General features: G+C 37.9%; 9 protein-coding genes (1 of these 9 running past the window's edge). 8 read left to right on the top strand and 1 reads right to left on the bottom strand.

The annotated features are described in order from the left end of the window. Window positions 1–68: 68 nt before the first annotated feature. Window positions 69–1052 (top strand): FecR domain-containing protein, encoded by a 984-nt coding sequence (locus ABJH98_RS11055; RefSeq protein ID WP_348307733.1) that lies wholly within the window; start codon window positions 69–71, stop codon window positions 1050–1052. Between the two features lie 77 nt (window positions 1053–1129). Then, the gene (locus ABJH98_RS11050; RefSeq protein ID WP_348307732.1) at window positions 1130–2632 is read left to right on the top strand and encodes a nucleoside transporter C-terminal domain-containing protein; all 1503 of its coding nucleotides are present in this window, start codon (window positions 1130–1132) and stop codon (window positions 2630–2632) included. A gap of 55 nt (window positions 2633–2687) precedes the next feature. Here ABJH98_RS11050 and pckA read toward each other — a convergent pair whose 3' ends face one another. Then, entirely contained in the window at window positions 2688–4307 is a 1620-nt protein-coding gene (gene pckA / locus ABJH98_RS11045; RefSeq protein WP_348307731.1) for a phosphoenolpyruvate carboxykinase (ATP), read from the bottom strand. Window positions 4308–4727: 420 nt separating this feature from the next. Between pckA and ABJH98_RS11040 the strand changes: the two genes are divergently transcribed. From ABJH98_RS11040 to ABJH98_RS11015, 6 genes are all read left to right on the top strand, one after another. Beyond that, window positions 4728–7979, top strand: coding sequence for a HEAT repeat domain-containing protein (locus ABJH98_RS11040; RefSeq protein ID WP_348307730.1), 3252 nt, complete (start codon window positions 4728–4730; stop codon window positions 7977–7979). A 24-nt stretch (window positions 7980–8003) separates the two neighbouring features. After that, complete coding sequence (locus tag ABJH98_RS11035; protein ID WP_348307729.1) at window positions 8004–9500, top strand: hypothetical protein; 1497 nt, start codon at window positions 8004–8006, stop codon at window positions 9498–9500. Beyond that, window positions 9500–12682, top strand: coding sequence for a High-affnity carbon uptake protein Hat/HatR (locus ABJH98_RS11030; RefSeq protein ID WP_348307728.1), 3183 nt, complete (start codon window positions 9500–9502; stop codon window positions 12680–12682). Before ABJH98_RS11035 ends, ABJH98_RS11030 begins: the two co-directional genes overlap by 1 nt. Beyond that, window positions 12679–13821: a porin family protein gene (locus ABJH98_RS11025; RefSeq protein WP_348307727.1), complete on the top strand. Its 1143-nt coding sequence runs from the start codon at window positions 12679–12681 to the stop codon at window positions 13819–13821. The genes ABJH98_RS11030 and ABJH98_RS11025 overlap by 4 nt, the downstream gene beginning before the upstream one ends. Beyond that, the gene (locus ABJH98_RS11020) at window positions 13814–15145 is read left to right on the top strand and encodes a hypothetical protein (protein WP_348307726.1); all 1332 of its coding nucleotides are present in this window, start codon (window positions 13814–13816) and stop codon (window positions 15143–15145) included. Before ABJH98_RS11025 ends, ABJH98_RS11020 begins: the two co-directional genes overlap by 8 nt. 235 nt (window positions 15146–15380) lie before the next feature. After that, window positions 15381–22126 carry the 5' end (the start) of a LamG-like jellyroll fold domain-containing protein gene (locus tag ABJH98_RS11015; RefSeq protein WP_348307725.1) on the top strand. 22255 nt of this gene lie beyond the right edge of the window, so 6746 of the gene's 29001 nt are visible here — the first part of the coding sequence; the start codon lies at window positions 15381–15383; its stop codon lies beyond the right edge, outside the window.

The following is a 22126-nucleotide window of genomic DNA, read 5'->3' as shown; positions in this document are numbered from 1 at the left end:
ATTTGTCAAGTCTTTGAATAGGGGTTGTATTTATATGACTTGTTAACAAAGCGATATAAACCGTAAATATGGAAGAGCAGTTAGTAAAATATTTTTCTGGCAATCTCCCTCCTGAGGAGATGCGGAAGATTGAAGATTGGAGATGTGAGAGTGATGCAAATGCTTCTGAGTTTTTGGAGTCTCATAGAGCGTGGAAGTTTAGTATGGATGTCGAAGTTGATGCTAAAGGAGCATTGAATGCGGTAATGAATAGGATTGAATTGAATGAGGATCAACCTAATTCTAAGAAGGCAGGTATAGGATCCTTTTTGAAATATGCAGCTGCGGCAGTTTTAGCCATAGGCTTATTGTTTTATAGTCAAGGAGTGTTTGATAAAGATCAAGTACAGATGGCTATTGAAGCTACAGATAATCTTGAGATTATTGCCCTTCCTGATGGTTCAGTAGTTACATTAAGTGAGAATTCTATTTTAACTTATGACGAAAAATTTGTTGGTAGTACTCGGAGTGTAAGCTTAAAAGGAAAAGCTTTTTTTGATATTAAAAGGGATGAATCCAGACCTTTTATTGTAAACACAGATCAATCAAAAATTGAAGTGTTAGGAACTTCGTTCTTAGTAAATACAGAAGTGAAAAACGCATTGACGGAAGTATTTGTTAAAACCGGTCGCGTTTCTGTAAGCAAAAAAGAGAGTAAGCGCTCTGAGGAAATAGAACTAGTAGCAGGTGAAGTAGGTCGATTAGTTAATGATGCTGTTGTGTTTGAAAAATCGAGCATTGAGGATTACAACTATTTAGCATGGAAGACCAAGCTGATTGAATTCAACAATCAAGAATTAGGTTCTGTATTAGAAACATTAAGAGAAGTGTATGATGTGAAAATTATTGTTTCAAATGAGAAAATTTACAATTGTCAGATGTCTGCTAAGTTTGACAATCAACCAATTGAATCTGTCCTTGAGATTCTAAGTAGAACTTTTAATTTAGAATTAACTAAATCAAATAGAAAGGAATTTTATCTCTCCGGAGAGGGATGTATCGTGGTTCAATAAATATATTATTTATTAAGCATTAGAAATTATTATATTGCAATTCCAGTCAATCCGGCTGGAATTTTTTTGTGCCCACAATGAAGAAACTAACAACATTACTTTTTTTATCATTTGCCCTAGCGGGAGGAACGGATCTGCTTGCTAGTATTCAGTCTGATTCAGTCTTAGTAGTTCAGGATTCAATTGAATTAATCAATAACAATGAAGTAAACATTGTATCAAGTGATATTCAAAGTGTTGAGAATGAGAAAGCTAATATTCTCACTGTCGAAGACGAACAGCAAAATACTTCATCTATTTGGACGATAGTTCGTGGAGTATTAGGTATGGCAGTATTGATATTCATAGCTTGGATTTTTAGCACTAATAGAAAAGCTATATCATGGAAAGTTGTCGGTGCAGGGCTGATCATTCAATTGGGATTGGCGCTGTCGATCTTGCACATACCTCTGGTGCGAGGGTTATTTGAAGTAGTTGGAAGAATTTTTACTAAAATTCTAGATTTTACTAAAATAGGGAGTGAGTTTTTGTTTAGAGGATTTATGGACATTGAATCCTATGGATTTGTGTTTGCATTACAAATTCTTCCAACAGTTATTTTCTTTTCAGCAATCACAAGTGTGTTGTTCTATTTGGGGATCATTCAACGAGTGGTGTATGCGTTAGCTTGGCTAATGACTAAGGCATTGAAATTAAGCGGAGCAGAAAGCTTGAGTGTAGCAGGTAATATATTTTTAGGTCAAACAGAAGCACCATTGATGATCAAGGCCTATTTAGATCGGATGAATAAGTCTGAAATGCTGTTGGTAATGACTGGAGGAATGGCCACTGTTGCTGGTGGTGTATTAGCTGCATATATCGGCTTCCTTGGTGGTGATGATCCTGTGCAACGATTGATTTTCGCCAAGCATCTTCTGGCTGCTTCGATCATGGCAGCTCCTGGAGCTGTAATTATTTCCAAAATCTTAATACCACAAACAGAGAATATCGAAGAAAAAGTAGAGGTGAGTAATGTCAACGTGGGAAGCAACTTATTAGATGCCATGTCTAATGGAACCACCGAAGGATTAAAACTTGCTTTAAATATAGGAGCTATGCTATTGGTGTTTTTTGCTTTTTTGGCGATGATAAATTTCGGCTTAGGTGAAATTGGTAATTTGTTGGGATTGAATGATGTAATTTCTAGTGCTACAAATGGCAATTATTCTAATTTGAGTTTTGAGTTCATCTTTGGTTATGCCTTTGCACCAATAATGTGGTTGATTGGAGTGACATCTGAAGACATCACACTTGTTGGGAGATTGTTAGGTGAGAAATTGATTGCAAGTGAATTTGTAGGTTACGAGAGCTTAGCACAATTAAAGAGCGAAGGTGCTTTTGCAAGTTCCAAGTCTATTATCATGTCTACTTATATGCTATGTGGTTTTGCAAATTTTGCTTCAATAGGTATTCAAATTGGGGGGATTGGAGGATTGGCACCTACTAAGCGTATTATGCTGTCAGAGCTAGGTTTAAGAGCCTTATTGGGTGGTACATTGGCTTCTTTGCTTTCAGCCACAATTGTGGGGATGCTTTTATAAAGCACAAAAAAAGCCCCGATTTCTCGGGACTTCACTACTTCTTTTATGATCTTGATTAATCGTATTTTGGATTTGGAACAGGCTCTCCTGACATAATCTCATCATTTGCAAATTCACTATATTTTTTAAAGTTCTCTACAAATTGTCGAGCGAGATCGTTGGCCTTTTTGTAATAGCCTTGATCGTTTTTCCAAGTTTCTCTAGGGCTCAATACCTCCGACGGAACTTCAGGACAAGTCAATGGAATTTGAACACCAAAGATAGAGTGAGTTCTAAATCCAACATTGTCGAGCGTTCCATTTAATGCTGCAGTAATCATGGCTCTAGTGTACTTCAGTTTCATTCTAGAACCAATACCATAAGGGCCACCAGTCCATCCTGTATTGATTAACCATACATTCACATCATATTTCTCCATCTTATCACCTAGCATCTCCGCATACTTCGTAGGATGAAGAGGTAAGAAAGGAGCACCAAAACAAGCGCTAAATGCTGTTTGAGGCTCTGTAATGCCTGCTTCTGTACCTGCAACTTTGGCCGTATAACCAGAGATGAAGTGATACATAGCTTGTCCCTTCGTCATTTTTGATACCGGAGGAATTACACCAAATGCATCGCAGGTTAAGAAGAATATATTTTTAGGAATACCTCCGATAGAAGGAACCACAGCATTAGATATGTGGTTAATCGGGTATGCAGTTCTGGTGTTTTCTGTGACAGAGACATTTTCATAATCTACTGTATTTGTATTTTCATGGAACCTTGTGTTTTCGACGATCGCACCAAACTTGATCGCATCAAAAATCTCAGGTTCTTTTTCTCTAGTGAGGTCAATTACTTTAGCATAACATCCGCCTTCGAAATTAAAAACGTTGTCTTCTGTCCAACCATGTTCGTCATCACCGATCAATCCTCTGTTTGGGTCTGCCGATAAAGTAGTTTTACCAGTCCCTGAAAGACCGAAGAAAATAGCTGTATCATGATCTTTTTTGCCAATATTAGCCGAGCAGTGCATAGACAATACGCCTCTTTCTTGTGGAAGCAAATAATTCAATACTGAGAAAATACCTTTTTTCATTTCTCCCGCATAAGCTGTGCCACCGATGAGGATTATTCGCTTAGTTAGATTAATAACCGCGAAATTGCTCTGGCGTGTGCCGTCTGTTTCGGGATCAGCTTCAAATTCAGGCGCGCAAATTATGGTGAAATTTGGGTCGAATTCTTTGAGTTTATACTGTTCAGGTCTAAGAAACATGTTATTGCAAAATAAATTTTGCCATGCCAACGTATTGATTACTCTTAAATTGAGTCTATAGGTTTTGTCTGCACCAGCATAAGCATCTCTGACATAAAGCTTTTTGTCTTCCAAAAAGGAAATCATTTTTTGATGAAGATTGTCAAATTGACTCTCAGAGAATGGAATGTTGACATTGCCCCACCATACGGTGTCTTTTGTTTTTGCATCCTCTACAATGAAACGATCTTTAGGTGATCTACCAGTAAATTTTCCAGTGTCACACATCAATGCCCCAGTATCCGTGATACGGCCTTCATTGTTTTTGATGGCCTCCTCAACGAGTTCGGCAGGTGTAAGATTCCAGTGAATGCTTTCGGCTGTTTTAATGCCTGAAGTTTCGATACCGTTTGTTGTTGGTATCAATCCATATTGCTGCATGTTTAATCAGTTTTGGGTTAACTATCTAAACGCGAAATTAGTTGATTTATAGGTGGCATAAAATGATTTGGAAAAGATATTTATACGAAGTATAATCCAAATTCAAAATAGGATAATAAGAGGGAAAAATTGAATGTATCTTAGTGTAGGTATAAATACCTATTGAATAGGAGATTTCTTTTACTTGATACACGTATTTCTCCTTGCATAGTACGGTTTATTTTAATTATGTTTGGTTTTTATTTCGGTGGCTCAGGATCAAGGTTGGAGTTTAACAGAGGTGAACAGTGCATCTATGTTGAAACTTTATATAGTTATATTTGACTCTAGTGATTTCTTGGAAAAATCTAATTTTCTTTGGAATAGGCTGGAATTCAAATTATATTAAAAAATTAAATAAACTTAAATAAACTCGAAACTTTGCTACAGTCATTTTTAGCGTTTCTTGGAGGTGAGCCAGGTGAAGAAAAACCGATGCTCCTTTTGCTCGGTCAGGGCTTTTTTATGGGAGTATTGATTGCTAGCTTAACAGTTGGAGGGGAGACGCTTTTTGTCTCCACTGTTGGGGAGCAGTATTTGGCACGAGCATTCTTCCTTTCTGGTTTTCTTGGTATTATAAGTGCGGGGTTGTATGTGCAATTTCAAAAGAAAATTAACTTTTCTACGCTTTTACTTTCTGTTGCTTTTATTGTGTTTCTATTCATTGCAGGCATAAGAATTGCTTTTTGGTATACAGATTATAAGACCGATCATTTAGGGTTTCATTATTTGCCATTTATTCTTTTTGTAATGATGATGCCATTGATATCCATAACAGTACTTTCATTCTGGGGAGTGTTTGGAAGAATATGGGATTTGAAACAAGCCAAAAGAATAATTGGTGGAATTGATACCGGCCAGTTAGTGGCTACTATGATTGCATTCTTCTCTATTCCAGTGCTTTCAGCCTTGGGATTGATTAATGAGACACATGATTTGCTCTTACTTTCTACTATAGCTGCATTTGGGATATTAGTATTTGCAGTACTAATAGTAAAAGACTTTAATTTGGATTCTGCAACGAAAATCCGACCTTCAGATGCCAAAGTTAGAAAGATTACTTATGTCGATTTAGCTAAAGATAAATATCTGAGACTCCTCTGTATATTTATGGTCTTCTCCATGGCTTCTGCAGTTTTTGCCAACTTTGTATATTTCTCTGCCACAGAGATCATGTATCCTGATGAAAAGGAGTTGAGAACATTTTTATCATTTACGAATGGTACAGTTATGGTGCTTAGTTTCCTTATCCAAAGTTTTATCAATGATATCATTATTGGGCGATATGGACTTCGTGTATCGCTTATGGTTATGCCATTAATTCTGGCGCTCTTTACACTTGGAGCTATTTTCTCTGGACATTTGTTTGTCTACGATGTTAAAACCGACGATTTCCTTTTCTTCTTCATTTTCTTAGTGGTTGGAAAAGTATTTACATCCTCACTCAAGGATGCACTGGAAAATCCGGCATTCAAATTATTCTTCTTGCCTTTCGATGTGAGAATACGATTCGATATTCAATCGAGAATCGAAGGAGTTGTAAATGAAATTGCAGTTCTATCTGCAGGTGCACTACAAATTGCCCTGGGAACGTTGACCTTTTTTAAGCTCATTCACTATGCCTATTTTATTATGGTATTAGCGGCATTGATTATTTTCTATGCAGGAAAACTATATGCTGAATATAAAGTAGAGCTTAAAAAGACATTGGAGGATCAGAAATCTAAACTGAAAGGTTCCGGTACTCGAAATGATCATAATACGGTTAATGTAATTAAAAACGAGTTTAGAAAAAGGAGTGCAAATAGAATTTTGAATGGGTTAAAGTTGCTTGAGCGTATGGAGCCAATTATGCTCGATTTTTCTTTGTTAGATTTTATTCGTTCCGAACATAAGAATATAAGGATTTATTCTTATCAAAGATTAGGAGAACTCAAAAGCTTCAATACCCTAGAAATTCTTGCTAGAGAAATCAGGAAAGAAGAAGATGATGAGGTAAAAAGAATTGGAATCGAAACCATAAAGACGCTAAAGGCTATGGTGGATTATGAATTGACTGAAGTTGGAATTAAAAAACTAGTAAGGTCAACAGATATCCAAGATAGAGTTTTTGCAGCGAGGGTTTTAGCCAAGTTAGAAGATGACAAATTTGTTCCATTTTTGGTCGAACTCTTACGAGATATTAATCCAGCAGTAAGAAAGGCTGCTATGGTGAGTGCCGGTAAACTAAAGAGACCCGAGTTTTGGTCAATTCTAATAGAAAATTTACACCTGCCAGCCTACAGTAATACGGCAGATTCAGCTCTTATCTCTTCTGGAGAGACCATGTTTCATGCTATTGACTCAGCTTTTTATAAAACTGGTCAAGAGCTTGATACCATGATAAGAACCATGCAGATTTTTGGCAAAGTAGGTGGGAAACAGGCAACAGAAATGCTTTGGAAAAAAATTGATTTTCCTGATAAAAATATCATTTCTGAGTTATTACTTTCATTAAGTTATATTGGGTTTGATGCAAAGGATTTTCAAGCCGCCAGAATCAAACTAGCAATTGAAAGCACGATAAGTGATTTAACCTGGAACATAAAAGCGCTTCTTGAAATACCTAGAGATGACTTTTTTGACAAGTTAGTAGTTCAGGCATTTGAGGAAGAGAACAAAAAGAACCATGAGCACCTTTTCATGCTTTTGGCCATGATTTACGATGCACAAAGTATCAAACTCGTAAGAGACAACATCGAAGTGGGTACAACAGATAGTGTATCGTTTGGTATAGAAATGTTGGGAATATTTGTGGATGAAATTCTCCGTCCGAAGCTTACAGCTGTATTGGATGATGATGATCCAAAAGATAAATTAGAGAAACTTCATAATTTTTACCCTCCTGAAAGCTTTGAAGATTATTCCGATTTGCTATTGCAAGTTGTGAACCGGGACTACAATAATATCAACAAATGGACTAAATGCTTGGCTATGTATAAGCTGACATTGATGCGAGGACAAAAAGTCACCAATGATCTTTTAGCTAACCTATTCAATCCAGATGAGACTATGGTTCAAACAGCAGCAGCTGTCATCTATAAGTTGGATTCTGATTTGTATCAATATCATACTAAAAGATTGAAGAGTTCTGTAAAGAAAAAATTAGATAAGGCGATTGTACCACCGGTATTTAAGTCATCGGAAGAAAAATTCCATCAAAAATTACTAATAATAGAAAGAGCTATTTTGCTTAAGCAAATACCTTCATTTATGGATATTCCAGGAGTGATACTTTTGGATTTGGCGAAGCGATTTAATGAGATTATGGTAGAACCGAATACCGTAATCATGGAAGAAGGTGATTCAGGAGATGCTCCTGTCTATATAGTAATTAAAGGAAAACTAACAGTGTCTTACGAGAATGGGGATACAAAAAACCTTGTGGAGAAGGATATAATTGGTCATAAATTAATCTTATCTTCTGACGTTTGTCCTTACACATTGACGTCAGATACTGAAAGTCTATTATTAACTATTGAAAAAGGGGAGTTATATGATGCAGTCTCTAGAAACATTGAAATGGTAGATGGAATATTGACCATTGTGAATGAAGCCGAAATTGAAGAAGAGGTAGAATCTATATTTCATTAAACCAGCTATCTAAACTAAGAATCAATGAATATTGAACAGGAAATATTGCTTGCTTATCATACTGCTGACGATCAGCCAATTGGAGGAGGGTCGAGCAAAGGTTGGGTGACGAATTTTTATAAATTTCTTACCACTTTATTGCAGCAGGTTTCAGGTGAAGAACCAAAAATTAAAATGGTTTCTGAGAATGATAGTCACGCGGATTTATACGCTTCTAGTGGGGTTTTGGTAGCTATTCTCTCAAAAGAGTTTTTAAACAACCCAACGCTGACTAATGGTGTAAACCTATTTGCTAGTACAGCAAAAGAGACGAATACATTATCCTTAGCTGGTCTGTCTAGATTATTTAAAGTAATTAAATTCCCAATAGATGTTGATGAGTTTTTGCCAGAATACTCTGACATCTTATCCTATGATTTTTTCCATATTGATCCTCTGACTGGCGAACCTCAGGAATTTAAGCGGTTTTTCGGAAATGAAGCAGAAAGAAGTTATTGGATGAAAATGGTTGATATGTCTTATGACATCTATCAAATTCAAACCAAGTTTGCTGAGCTTGGTACAAAAAAGAAAGAAGAAAAAGACGTCGGAAAAGAAAAAACCATTTATCTGGCCAATTCAGGTGTGGACATGATCATTCAAAGAGATACGGTGAAGCGAGAATTGATTCGTCATGGATATCGTGTTTTACCTGATCAATCCCTGCCAAAAGATGTACATGCATTAGAGCCCTTAATAAAACAGGATTTGGAAAGATGCTGTTTGTCCATTCATTTGATTGGAGAAGATTATGGCTATAAACCATCAGGCTCAGAATTGTCTGTAGTAGATATTCAAAATCAAATAGCGTCTAAGCATACGCACGATGTGCATGACTATAATGTAAAGCATGGTGGCGGGGAGAAATTTAGTAGATTAATTTGGCTCTCGCCAGATTTGAAAAATGTCAGTGAAAGACAGAAAATATTTATTGAAGATTTGAAAAGTGATGCTGCATCACTCGATGAGGCAGAAGTACTGCAAATGCCTTTGCAGGAATTAAAATCTATTATTCGGGAAGAATTAGTCACTGGAGGTCGATTCAAAGCCAAAGAAATAGCAGTAGATGATCAGCTTCCTGAAGATGGCAATCTGATCTATTTAATTTGTGATCAACTAGATCAGGAATCCGTGAAACCAGTAATGGATTGTTTGAAAGAAAAAGGATTCAGTGTCGTTACTTCCATGTTTGAAGGAGACCTGATGGATTTAAGATATTTGCATCAAGAAAACCTTAGAAGGTGTGATGCTTCGTTGATCTATTTCGGAAAATCTTCTCCAGAATGGATAAGAACAAAAATGCAGGATTTGTTAAAAGCACCAGGTTTTGGTCGAACCAAACCTATGAAAGCCACTGCCATTTTTACTGAAGATAATAATAAGGTTAATAATTTGGTGAATAATTCTGGTACCCTGGTGCTAGGTGATGGAACATTTGAACCCAAAAAAATTGAGCCCTTTTTAGCTAAACTAAGAGACTAATGAGCGAAAAAGAATTAGAAGTCGGACAAGAACAACAAGCTGATATTACACAGTTTGTTGATCCATTTCCTGGGTTAAGGCCTTTTGGAATAGAAGAGAGTCATTTATTCTTTGGCCGCGAAGGTCAAAGTGATGAAGTTCTCATGAAACTTTCTGAGAATAAGTTTGTTGGAATTCTTGGAGCATCAGGTAGTGGTAAATCTTCCTTGATGTATTGCGGTTTGATTCCAACACTTTATGGTGGGTTCATGACTCAAGCCGGCTCAAACTGGCGAATAGTAGTTACTCGTCCTGGTGGTGGCCCGATCGATAATCTCGCAGAAGCTTTATTAAAAAAGGATCAAGTTTACAATGAGCTAGATGATGAAGAACAACTCATCAGAAAAACGATTACTTCAACCGTACTTCGAAGTAGTTCCTTAGGCCTTATTGAGGCAGTAAAACAATTGAAGTCGTCAGATCAAGAAAATGTATTGGTACTGGTCGATCAATTTGAAGAGCTATTTAGATATAAGAAATTAGAAACATTATCCTCTGATTTAGATGAATCTTCGGCTTTTGTAAACCTACTCTTAGAAGCAGTACATCAGTATGATGCACCAATCTATGTGGCTTTGACCATGCGTTCTGACTTTATTGGAGATTGCGCAGCTTTCCCTGATCTAACCCAAATGATCAATGATAGTCACTATTTGATTCCTCAAATGACTCGTGATCAAAAGCGTTTGGCCATTGAAGGTCCAGTGGCTGTGGGTGGAGGCAAAATAGCACCACGTCTTACACAGCAATTGCTCAATGATGTAGGGGACAATCCGGATCAACTGCCGATTCTTCAGCACGCATTGATGCGTACTTGGCAATTCTGGAAAGAGTATAAGAAGGAAGGCGAACCAATGGACTTAAAGCATTATAATGCGATAGGAACATTGCGAGAAGCACTTTCTCAACATGCCAATGAAGCTTTTGATTCATTATCTAAAAGAGAACAACAGATTTGCGAGTCAATGTTTAAAGCATTGACTGAAAGAGGTACAGAGACTTCAGGTATTAGACGTCCTACAAAACTTTCTACCATTGCAGCTATTTCTGGTGTAAACGAGGAAGAAGTAACCAGGGTAGTGGATAAATTCCGTGAACCTGGAAGAACCTTATTAATGCCTCCACATGGCCTGAAATTGGATTCAGATACGGTTATTGATATTTCTCATGAGTCCTTAATGAGGATTTGGACAAGATTGAAATCATGGTTGGATGAAGAATCCAGATCGGCAGAAATGTATTTGAAATTGGCCGAATCTGCAGAAAGATTTCAACTAGGAAGAGCTGGACTTTGGAAGATGCCGGATTTACAGTTGGCTTTAAACTGGCAAGAAGAAAACAAACCTACATTGGTTTGGGGTCAACGATACGACCCAGCTTTTGAAAGAACATTGGTTTTCTTAGAAACCAGTAAAAAAGCTTACGAAACAGAACAGCGAAACAAGGAATTGCTTCAAAAGAGAGCACTTCAGCGATCGAGAGTTGTCGCTATGGTATTGGGTTTTGCGATGTTGATTTGTATATTCTTCGTAGTATACGCCAACATTAAAGCGAATGAAGCTGAGAAGCAAACCATTCAGGCTCAACTGAACTTGGAATTGGCAAAAGAAAATGAAGCCAAAGCCAAAGAGCAAGAGGAAAAGGCTGTTGAGCAAGCTGCATTAGCAAAAATTGCAGAACGGAAAGCGAAAGAAGAACAAGAGAGAGCTCAAATTGAAGCTGAGAATGCGAGAAAGGCTGAGGCAGAGGCTAAAGCCCAAGAAAAATTAGCATTGGAGGCTACAGCACGAGCTGTAGAAAGTCAAAAATTGGCTGAAGCTAATGCTGAAGAGGCGAGAAAGCAAACAAAGCTTGCTGAAGACAATGCAAATCGTGCTGAACTAGAGCGATTGGCTGCACAAGCACTGCGCTATCAAGCCATTGCTAACTCTATGGCCATTAAATCTAAAGGTATAGATGATGATGCAGAGCAAAAGGCATTGATTGCACGACAAGCGTGGTTGTTTGATAAACAACATGGCGTGAAGGAATTCAATGCAGATGTTTACTCAGGTGTGTACTATGCCTATAAGGAGCTTTTGTTTACAGATTCTACCGATATATTCAATCATTATAAAGGACACATAGCAGGAAATGCAGTTCGATCAGTCAGCTTTGCCAATGATGGTGATCATTTGTTTTCAGCAGGTAGTGATGGTAAGCTTTTGTTTTGGGATATGACCGACGACAAAAAGACAAGTGAAGTTTTAATTGATAATAACTTCGTGAATCGAGTAGTAGATTTAAGTCCAGAAGAACGATGGTTGGCGGTAGGAAGTGATGATGATCAAATTTTGCTTTATGACTTGAAAAATAAAGGGAAAGAACCTAAATCTTTAACAGGTCATTCGGGAACTGTATTTGATTTAGTTTTCTTAAAAGAGGATAAAGGCTTTATTTCTTCTTCTGGGGATAAAGTTATTCGCAAAAATGATTTTAAAACTAATACAGAAATTGCCAGGGTGGCCTCCAGGGTGAAAGCATTGGCATTGAGCCCAGATGGTAGATATCTGGCAGGTGGCAGTGAATCTGGCAGTGTTTATTTGTGGGATCTCAAAAATGAAAATGAAGAGAAGTCCCTTTATATCAAGGGCGGTACACCAGTGCATTCAATCACTTTTAATCAAGAAGGTAATATTATTGCCATTGGAGATCAGGAGGGGGATGTGATACTTTGGGATATGGTAGAAAGTAAGCAAATAAGAAGACTTACTGGTCATACAGCGGTCATTACTGATTTAGAATTTAGTGAAGATGATGCGCTTCTGGCTTCTACAAGCTTCGATGGAACTGCCCGGGTTTGGGTCATGGAATACTTAAATGATTTACCACTTGTTCTTGATGATCATGGTACTGGTAGAGGTAGTAAAAAGTGGGTATGGTCAGCAGCATTTTCTCCTGATGGCAAAACGCTCATGACTGGTGCAGGTGATGGTATAATAAGATATTGGCCAACGCACCCCGATGAAATGGCAGAGAAAATCTGTGATGATCCAAAAGTAGCGCATAACTTGAGTGATAACTCTTGGAGAGCCTATGTAGGAGCTGGAATTGACTACAGTGAGACATGTGAAGGAAAACCACAACGAGAGGATAATCAATGATGCTAAATAAAAATATATCAGCAGTAATAATTTTTGGACTTTTGATATTCTGTAGTTGCAACCAACTATTGGCTCAACAACGTTCGCTTAATTGTACGCAAAAGCTTAATCAAGCGGAGGATATGTTTGATGCAGGAAGCTTAAGCGAAATTCCAGAACTGTTAAATGGAAACCGAGGAAAGTGTTTCAACAAAGATGGTTTTTCAAAAGAAGAGAAAATTCGAGCCTATCGACTGTTGGCGTTAGTCCATCTCTTTAATGATAATGGACCAGAAGCGGAAGACGCAGTTATTAATTTATTAAGTGCAGACCCTGAACACCCGTTAAGCCCTGATGACCCAATTGAATTAAAGTATTTGTTTGATAAATACAGATCAGAACCTATTTTTAGAATCGGAGTCAAAGCTGGTGCCAATCAAACTTTTATTAGATCTATTGGGGAATTTGGTTCATATTCTAATAGTGATGAGGTGTCAAAAGAATATAAGTCTGGCTTGGGGTTTCAGGCTGAGTTGACTTTTGAATATACTATAATTGAAAATTTGGAAGTGCTTGGAGGAATAGGTTGGAGCTTAAATAAATATGAAATAAGCTACAATAGTATTACTTCTCTAGAGGAAACATATCCAGAGTCTGTGAGTTTTAATGTGGCACTCACCGAAACCCAAAATATAATTAAAGTGCCTGTGATGGTTAGGTATGGTTATACTTTCGGGAATTGGACTCCGTATGCTACTGCTGGTATATCCATCGATTATTTGCTTAACGGCTCAATGAGTGGAAGTAGATCAGGTACGACTACCCGACAACTCCCTAGCCTTGCATTGTTGGATGATAACCTTCGTAAACAAATCAACTGGTCTTATTTTGCTGGAATTGGGGCAAAGTTGAAAACAAAGACTGATTTTATATTGTTCGAGGTCAGATACAATATGGGAGGATCAAATACGGTAAGAACAAAATATAGATATAGTAATGAAAAGTTACTATTCGACATGGCTCATGTTGATGATGATAAAGTAATAAATAGTTTGAGTGTTTCTATAGGCTACATCAAGTCAATTTATAAGCCTAAAAAATACTCGAATAAAAAATTAGAAAAACGATTTGGAAAGAAGAAAAACAAAACAGATGAATAGAAAAATTCATATTGCTATTCTTAGTTTTTTAGTTTTTGGATGGCAATTTGGTTGCATGACCGAAGATCCAAATAGTCTTGATCCCTCAGAAATATTTATTAAATATTATGGATCAGAGTCTGTAGAATCAACTATAGATTTACTAGAACTAAATAATGGATATTTGCTTTTAGGATTCAGATCGGATTTGGACAATACCGACTTCTATTTAGTGAGAACAGATTCAGCTGGGAATCGTCTCTGGGAAGAAACTATTGACAACGATACCACAGGCACAATAGATGTGCCATCTAAAATGTATTATGATGATGTTAATGATGATTTGTATGTCATCGGTACTTCGTCCTTCGATAGAGCAGATGATGAATTAGACAGAATTCCAGTTGATCACTTGTTTTTGGCCAGTATGAAAATAACAAATACTGGATTAAGTATAACAGATACTCTCATTTATCGATATTATGAAGATAGAATATCGTCTACAACTTATGAGCAAGGATATAGATCAACGAGTGGGGCAGACGTTATTGAAGTTGACGGAGAGCTCATTGTTTTGGGCTCAGTTGAAACTGGTTCTAATGACCCGGCCGAGGATGATAATAGTATTTTATTAATGAAAATTTCTTCTGACTTTCAAACCATAGATTGGGAGAGGATCAAAGGATTCTCGGATGATGATTTTGGTAGAGGATTGCTAGAAGCAAATGGTCGTTATTATTATGCTGCTTCTATTACAACGACTTCTGGTGTAGGAAATGGAGGAGTTGATGTACTAGTGGAGGAGTTTGATATTACCAGTGGCAACGAAGACAATCAAACGGATTATGGTACTGTAAACGATGATGTCTATTCGAATATGATATTCACCAATCCTGGAATTGCAATAGTCGGAACTACGGGTACAGGAAATAGTCAATTTGCTTTTTTACTTCGTCTTTCTTCAGATTTAGGGGCTGGACAATTGAATACCTTAACATATCCTATCGATGCAGACAATCCTAGTCAAACATGGAACACACAAGGTGCTGATTTGGCACAAGCCTCAAACGGAAATTATTTCATTGTAGGAAAAGTAAATTCCTTCAGTGACGCGGCGTCTGATCCACGTGAAGATGAAATTATGATTTTGTCAACCAATGGAATAGGGGAAGTAAATGAAGGTGATGTGCAAGAGTATGGAAGTGTCCAGAATGATGGAGGCAATGCCATTGTACGTCGTGCTGATGGAAGTATGGTCATTGGAGCAACTGTACATTTCGGAGGAAGTGCAACTATGATGTCTCTTTTGAAGACAAATAAAAATGGTGAGTTCTTAAAGAACTAATAATATAACTATTCAAACAGTATTTTTTATTTTTTGAATTGCACCAAGTAATTAGGTATATTAAAACTTGAATTAGGGTATAATGGGCAGGAATTATTTCATTAATGCTATTGCAAATTGGGAAAGTGCAATAAGAAAAATGTGTTATTCGAATAGTTCAAACCGTTGTAAAAAAAATTACACCCGTAATTTACTGATTGGAAATTGGACTTTTGTAATGTTAACATCTCAAACTATGTTTAAGAATTTACACTCACGTGGACTGCGTACGCTATTCTTATGTCTTATTGTTTTTGTATTTGGGTCAGGGAAATTATTGGCTCAAAACAGAGCACTTGACTTACCAGGCGCTGATAATAGTGTAGATATATCTTATGCTCTAAACTCTGGGGGGTACACCGTAGAGACTTGGATTTATATATACTCGACGGGTATTTCGCATGGCGTCTTTTCTAAAACGAGCGATCATTTAGCAAATCCTTTAGATGTCTATGTAGGCACTGATATGAAAGTTAAAATGTGGATGGGAGATGGCTCAACCACTAATGAATCCGTATCCATAACAACTTTAAATCAATACCAATGGTACCATATCGCCGTTTCTTATGACCCCGGAAGTACAGGTACAGAAGGTAAGCTTTATATTAATGGAATTGAAGAAGCCACGCAGAATGTAACAGTATTTAACAATACTGTCGATCCAATGACTATTGGGGATAGAGGTGATGATGGAACGAACGCAGATGCTCGTTTCGATGATTTTAGAGTATGGAGAGATGTAAGAACTCCAGCAGAAATATTAAACAATTTCAGGTCGGAGTTGATAGGCAATGAAGACAATTTGGAAGTCTATTACAATTTCAATGGGGATAATTCAAATGATATAGCCGGTACTCCTGAAAATGGAATTGAGAATGCTTCTGTTAGTTATACAGATGGTCTTGATTTTACTTTTCCTACTTTGAGTATAGGTACTATCGGTACCATGTATGATGGTAGATTTGACTTTGAATTGATGGTGAATAAAGAGGGTACATTGCATATCGTTGCCCTTGATGCTGATGTTACACCAACTAGTGCTCAAATTATGGCTGGAACTGATGGGGCTGATGTACCAGCAGTAGCATATCACAGCTTTGGAGTAAATGGATATAATGGTGTTAGTGTAACAGGACTAGCACCTTCCACACAATATTGGATCTATACGTTCAATGAAGATTATTTAGGGAATCATTCTAATGTTGAAACATTCACAGTTACAACAGCAGTTGAAGACTTAATTAATCCAGTATTAAGTATTGATGCGGTTTCAACACCATTCTCATCCAGATTTAATTTTGATATTACAGTTGATGAAGAAGCTGATTTGTCATATGTCGTACTTTCAAGCGGTGCGAGTGCGCCGTCCAGTGCTCAGATTTTAGCGGGTACTGATGGTGTTGGTGGAGGTGCCATTCTGCAAAGTGGATTTGGAATTGGTTACGACGGTATGGGCGGCTCTACAACGGAATTAGTTACTGGCCTCTCGCCTTCGACTTCTTATGATATATATGTATTTGCTCAAGATCGATCAAGTAATGTTAATGAATCTAGTATTGAAACATTTAGTGTCACAACGGCTGCACCTGACGGTACACCACCCAATCTAAGTGTGGATGGAGGCCCTACACCAACAGCGGGTGGATTTAATTTTGATATTACGGTAGACGAGGAATCTGATCTTTATTACGTTGTTCTTGCAAGTGGTTCTAACGCTCCTAATAGTACTCAAATATTAGCTGGAACTGATGGACTCGATGTCTCGGCAGAATCTTACAGTTATGTGACTGTGAACAGCTCTCATACTATTGAAATTGGTGGTTTGTCACCTGTAACTCTATATGATGTATATATAATAGCTCAAGATTATTCAAATAATTTGTCTGGAATTCAGAATTTCAGTGTTACCACAGCGAATGTCCCTAATGTTTCTTTTAGAACGGTGGATGTACCCGGAGGAAATTTGGTAGCAGGATCATCGGACAATCATATTTATACTTTAGAAATTATAGTTTCGGGAGGTTCCATTTCCATGGAAGGGATTCTGTTATTTCCTGTTACGTCTGATATATTGGGTGACTTTGACCAATTCAATTATTATGAATCCACAGTTGGTGATGTCGGATATGCAAGTGCTTCTTTGATAGAAAGCCGTGGTCCTGTGACTGAGGCGGAAAGTATTATGCTTGAAGGAGATAATAGCTTGGAAAACAATCTTATCGTGCTATATAATGGTAATTATACCGATCAAACGGTGTATCTGTATATTACAGCTGATGTGCTTGCAGGTGCGACTGACGCTAACACTTTTTCAATTTTAGTTCCGGGTGAAGATAGTTTTGGGATCAACGATGAGTACAACGCGACTGATGCTGGACTGGCTGCATCTAATCTGTTCACAATCGACAATCCTTGTGTAACTGGTGATTTTATTGGAGCAATTGATGATGATGTAACCAATGCTGCTAATTGGTGTAATAATATAATACCCAATAATTCGAACTTGACAAGTGATGTGAATTATTCAGCAAATGCGAATATTTCTGAATCATCTGATATGTTATTGAATGGAGGAAACGTAACTATTGGTGGAGGGGCAAATGTCTATATTGATTTGGGTGGGAATAACTTAAATCTTACGAGTGGCACTTTTACTAACGATGGAGTAGTCACTTTTTCTAATACAACTACCATTAACAATGCTCCAAATTTCATTAACAATGGAACGATTCAAGGAGGCTTGAATTTCAATGGCAATTTCACAAACAACGGAATTGTATCTCCAGGTTTTTCACCAGCATGTATGAATGTTGGTGGGGATTATATCAACGCTGGCACTGATCTTATTGAAATTGAAGGATTGAATACCACTTGCGATGCAGCTGATGGATTTGATCAAATCATCGTTACAGGTGGAAATATTGACATAAGTGCCGCGACACTTCAAGTGACTATAGGAGCTGGTTATACACCTGCAAATGGAGACACTTTTGTGATTCTAAATGGTGACGGTACATTAGCTGGCCCTTACGCTGACATTACTGGAGTCCCTACTTTTTGGCATGTAGAGTATGATTATCCAAATGCCGAGGTGACCGTCAGATATGATGATGGTACAGAACAAAATGCATTGAATTTTGACGGAATAGATGATCGCGTACTTCTTGGTTCTGACGCAAGTCTTCAATTCACCACAGGCACGCTAGAAGCTTGGGTAAAAACTTCTGACGCAGGTTCTAGCTATAGAAGTTTGTTGGTGTCTAGTGGTTCATATGGCTATTATATCAAGGATAATCAATTGATGGCCTATGAATGGGGAGGTACTCCTCAGGATCATATTCCAGCTGGTATGTTGGGTGCAGTAGACGATGGTCTTTGGCATCATGTGGCCATGACTTTTGCTCATAATGTACCGAATGGCTCTCACCTTTATCTAGATGGTGTGGAGATTCATGAATTTACTTATGATGTGGGGACATTCGTTCCAGCCAATGGGTTGATTCTTGGTTCAAATGTTTCGAGTGAATATTTGATTGGTACCATGGATGAGGTCATGATTTGGAATGACATCAGAACTCCCGCTGAGATTCAGAGTGATGCTGAATTTGGTATAGCATCTCCTGGTTCGGAATCAGAATTAGTGGCTTATTACAAATTCAATCAGGGTCTCGCTGATAGCGACAACACGACGATCACTGAAGCAATCGATGAAAAAGGAATCAATCCTGGAGTTTTATCTGGTCTCTCACAATCAGGAACTACTTCAAATTTTGTTTCTTCTGTAGTACCACAGACCTTACCTGTTCTTTCCGGCAATGCTCTGAATTTTGATGGAACAGATCATATATCCATTCCTGATTTTGGAGGTACTGATAAATTGACAATAGAAATGTGGGTTAATGCCATCGACATTACTGATGGTAACAATGATTTGATCAGGCAACAGGGAGCTTCAGTTTCCGATTACGATTATTTCATGGCTTTCCAGAACAATGGAGAGAAGTTAACCTTCAGAGTGAAAAACGAATCAGATGTTAATGCTGAAATGTCCATCACAGGACTGGATCCAGCTAATTATACTGATGGATGGCATCACTATGCAGGGGTTTATAATGGAACAGACCTGAGGTTATATGTAGATGGAGTATTGCAAGGAACTCCAGTAGCTCAAACTGGTAATGTAAGAAACAGTGGTTTAGGAAACAATGTACTTAGTGGTTATACTACCAACGGAGGTACTTCGGCATCTGAACAAATTGAAGCCGATTTTGATGAGGTTATGATTTGGTACATCGAGCGTACGCCTGCACAAATCATTACAGATGCAGAATCTGGTATCGCTTCTCCTGGAGCAGAAACAGATTTGCAAGCGTACTACAAATTTGACCAAGGAATAGCTGAAGGAGATAACACTGGTATTACTTCTCTTACAGATGAAAAAGGAACTAATGATGGTACGTTTAGTGCTGGTTTTCCTACTTCATCTGGTTCATCTTCGAATTTTATATCTTCGCCAGTACCATTGACCTTTACTCCTGAAATTGAAATAGCAGAAGTAGCGAATGGTGGTACTTTTGACTTTGGTGTGATAGATGAACCAGGAAATTCTGGTCCATTGACTTTTAACATCAATAACTTATCAGTTGTAAATGTAGAATTGACTGGTGGCCCATTCGTTCAGGTATCAGGTACAGATGCCAGTATGTTCTCAGTTGATTTAGGATCTACAGGTACACCTATTGGATCAGGAGGATCTACCATATTCCAAATGACATTTACTCCTTCAGGGGGAGTGGGCTTAAAGACCGCAACTGTTTCTATTCCTAACAATGATCCCGATGAAGACCCATATACTTTTACGGTAGAAGGGTATAGTGGTGCACCTACAGATTTATTCCCAGGCGATATTGCTTTCACAATGATGAACTCTGACGCAGGAGAAGAGTTTGCCTTTATGCTCAAGACTGCGATAGATATTGGTACAGAAATTCATTTTACTGACCATGGGATGGATGCCTCTGGAAACAAAGTGACCTCAGAGGGTGCGATTACTTTCGTTGCTACCAAAGCCATTGCTGCAGGTGAGCAAATCATAATTAATCCAGATGCAAGTAATTCCAATGCCAATGTAACGGCTATTTTGAAAAGTGATGGATCTACAGCAGGAACGGCGTGGGAATCAGATGCTAGTTGGGCTATAACTGGAGATCCAGGAGACCAGATTTTTGCGTTTCAAGGAACAATACCAGGCGCCAATTTAATTACTGTTGACCGTTGGTTAGCGGCAATAAACACAAGTCCAAATGGTTGGACTGCAGCTCCAGCAAATAATAACAATAGCGACTTGCCATCAGATTTAACTGATGGAGTAAATGCATTAGCCTTGAACCTAGGTTTTGGAGGAACTATATCGAACAATTATGTGTATGATTTCTCTACTTATGGAGCCACTGGTTCATTAGCTTCGATGGTTTATACCCTCAACAATCCTGACAATTGGAGTGATAACAATTCTTTATTTGATGTCAACGATTTAGTCAATTATGGAGGAAATACGGATAACACACCAGAAGGGGGGAGTTTTGGAGGTTATACAAGCACCAATGTGACCCAGTCATTTGATGATGATTTTTTCCCATTTGCTGATGATGATGTTGCTGATGTACTGAACACTTTGGAAATAACCTCTGTAAATTTTCCAGGAATCGCAGATGTGTATTACGATGCCAATGATGATGGGATGAGAGAAGTAGATGGTTCGGAAGATTTAGGCAGCGGTTCATACCCTTTACCATTACTAATAACAAGAGACGATTTACTCAAAGAGAAATTAAAGATTGACATCACAGGAGAAGCTCCGCAGAGTGGTACCATGAGTTTTACTAACGTAAGTGACGGTGAGTATTTTGATACAAACACCTACACATTTACGGGCATTATTGCTGAAAATGCTTTGGCTTTTGATGGCGATGACTATGTAGAAATTCAAGACCATACTGATTTTGAATTGGCAGGTCCATTTACGATCGAATTCTTATATAAATCTTCGGCTTCTGGCAACATGGTCATCTTTGAAAAGGGGACGGGTAACGATCAGTTTTCCGTACAGCAATTCAGTGGTAACAAAATAGGTTTGAACATGGGTGGAACCATTCAAACCCAAGGTACTTATAATGACGGAAATTGGCATCACATTGCTATTGTCTATCGAGGAATCGGAGATGGTACCATATATGTGGATGGAGAAGATGATACAGATTCTCCAATCTCAGTGGCTAGTCCTTCGTACTCTTCTGCCAATATACATATAGGTAGTAGAGGTGGGACGTTGGGCTTTGTTGGCCAACTCGATGAATTAAGAGTTTGGAATATTGAAAGAACAATTGGTGACATCAATACTAACATGGTATCGAGCATAAAAAGTGCTTCAGGTCTTGTGGCATCTTATGACTTTAATCACGGTAATCCAGGAGGCGACAATAGTATGGTTCCTGCAGAAGATCGCTTGGAAGATATTGCTAGTAACGGGCATAGTGGAGACTTATTCAATTTCACATTGAATGGAGCTACTTCTAACTGGGTTGAGTCAGTATTGCCAACTTGTTTGCCTGTTGGAGAGTTTACCAATAGTCAAGGAAACAATGACTGGAGTGATCCAGACAACTGGTGTGGTGGAGTAGTGCCATCAGGAAGTATCACTACAGATTTAACAATAACAGCAAATGCTAATGTTTCAGAGTCTGCAAATCTAATTTTAGACGGCAATGAATTTATTGTCAACGGTGGCGTAGTTTTTAATTTGGATTTAGCCTCAAATCAATTACAACTCACTAATGGTGCTACTTTCATAAATGACGGGACAGTTTATTTTGCTAATGGGACTGTTCTTAATGATGTTACGGGAACCAACTTTGTCAACAATGGACGACTAGGAGGATATTT

This window comes from Reichenbachiella sp. (genome assembly GCF_039969095.1).
GTDB lineage: Bacteria > Bacteroidota > Bacteroidia > Cytophagales > Cyclobacteriaceae > Reichenbachiella.
Note: the sequence above shows the minus strand (reverse complement) of the source record. Positions and strands in the feature narration are given on the sequence as shown.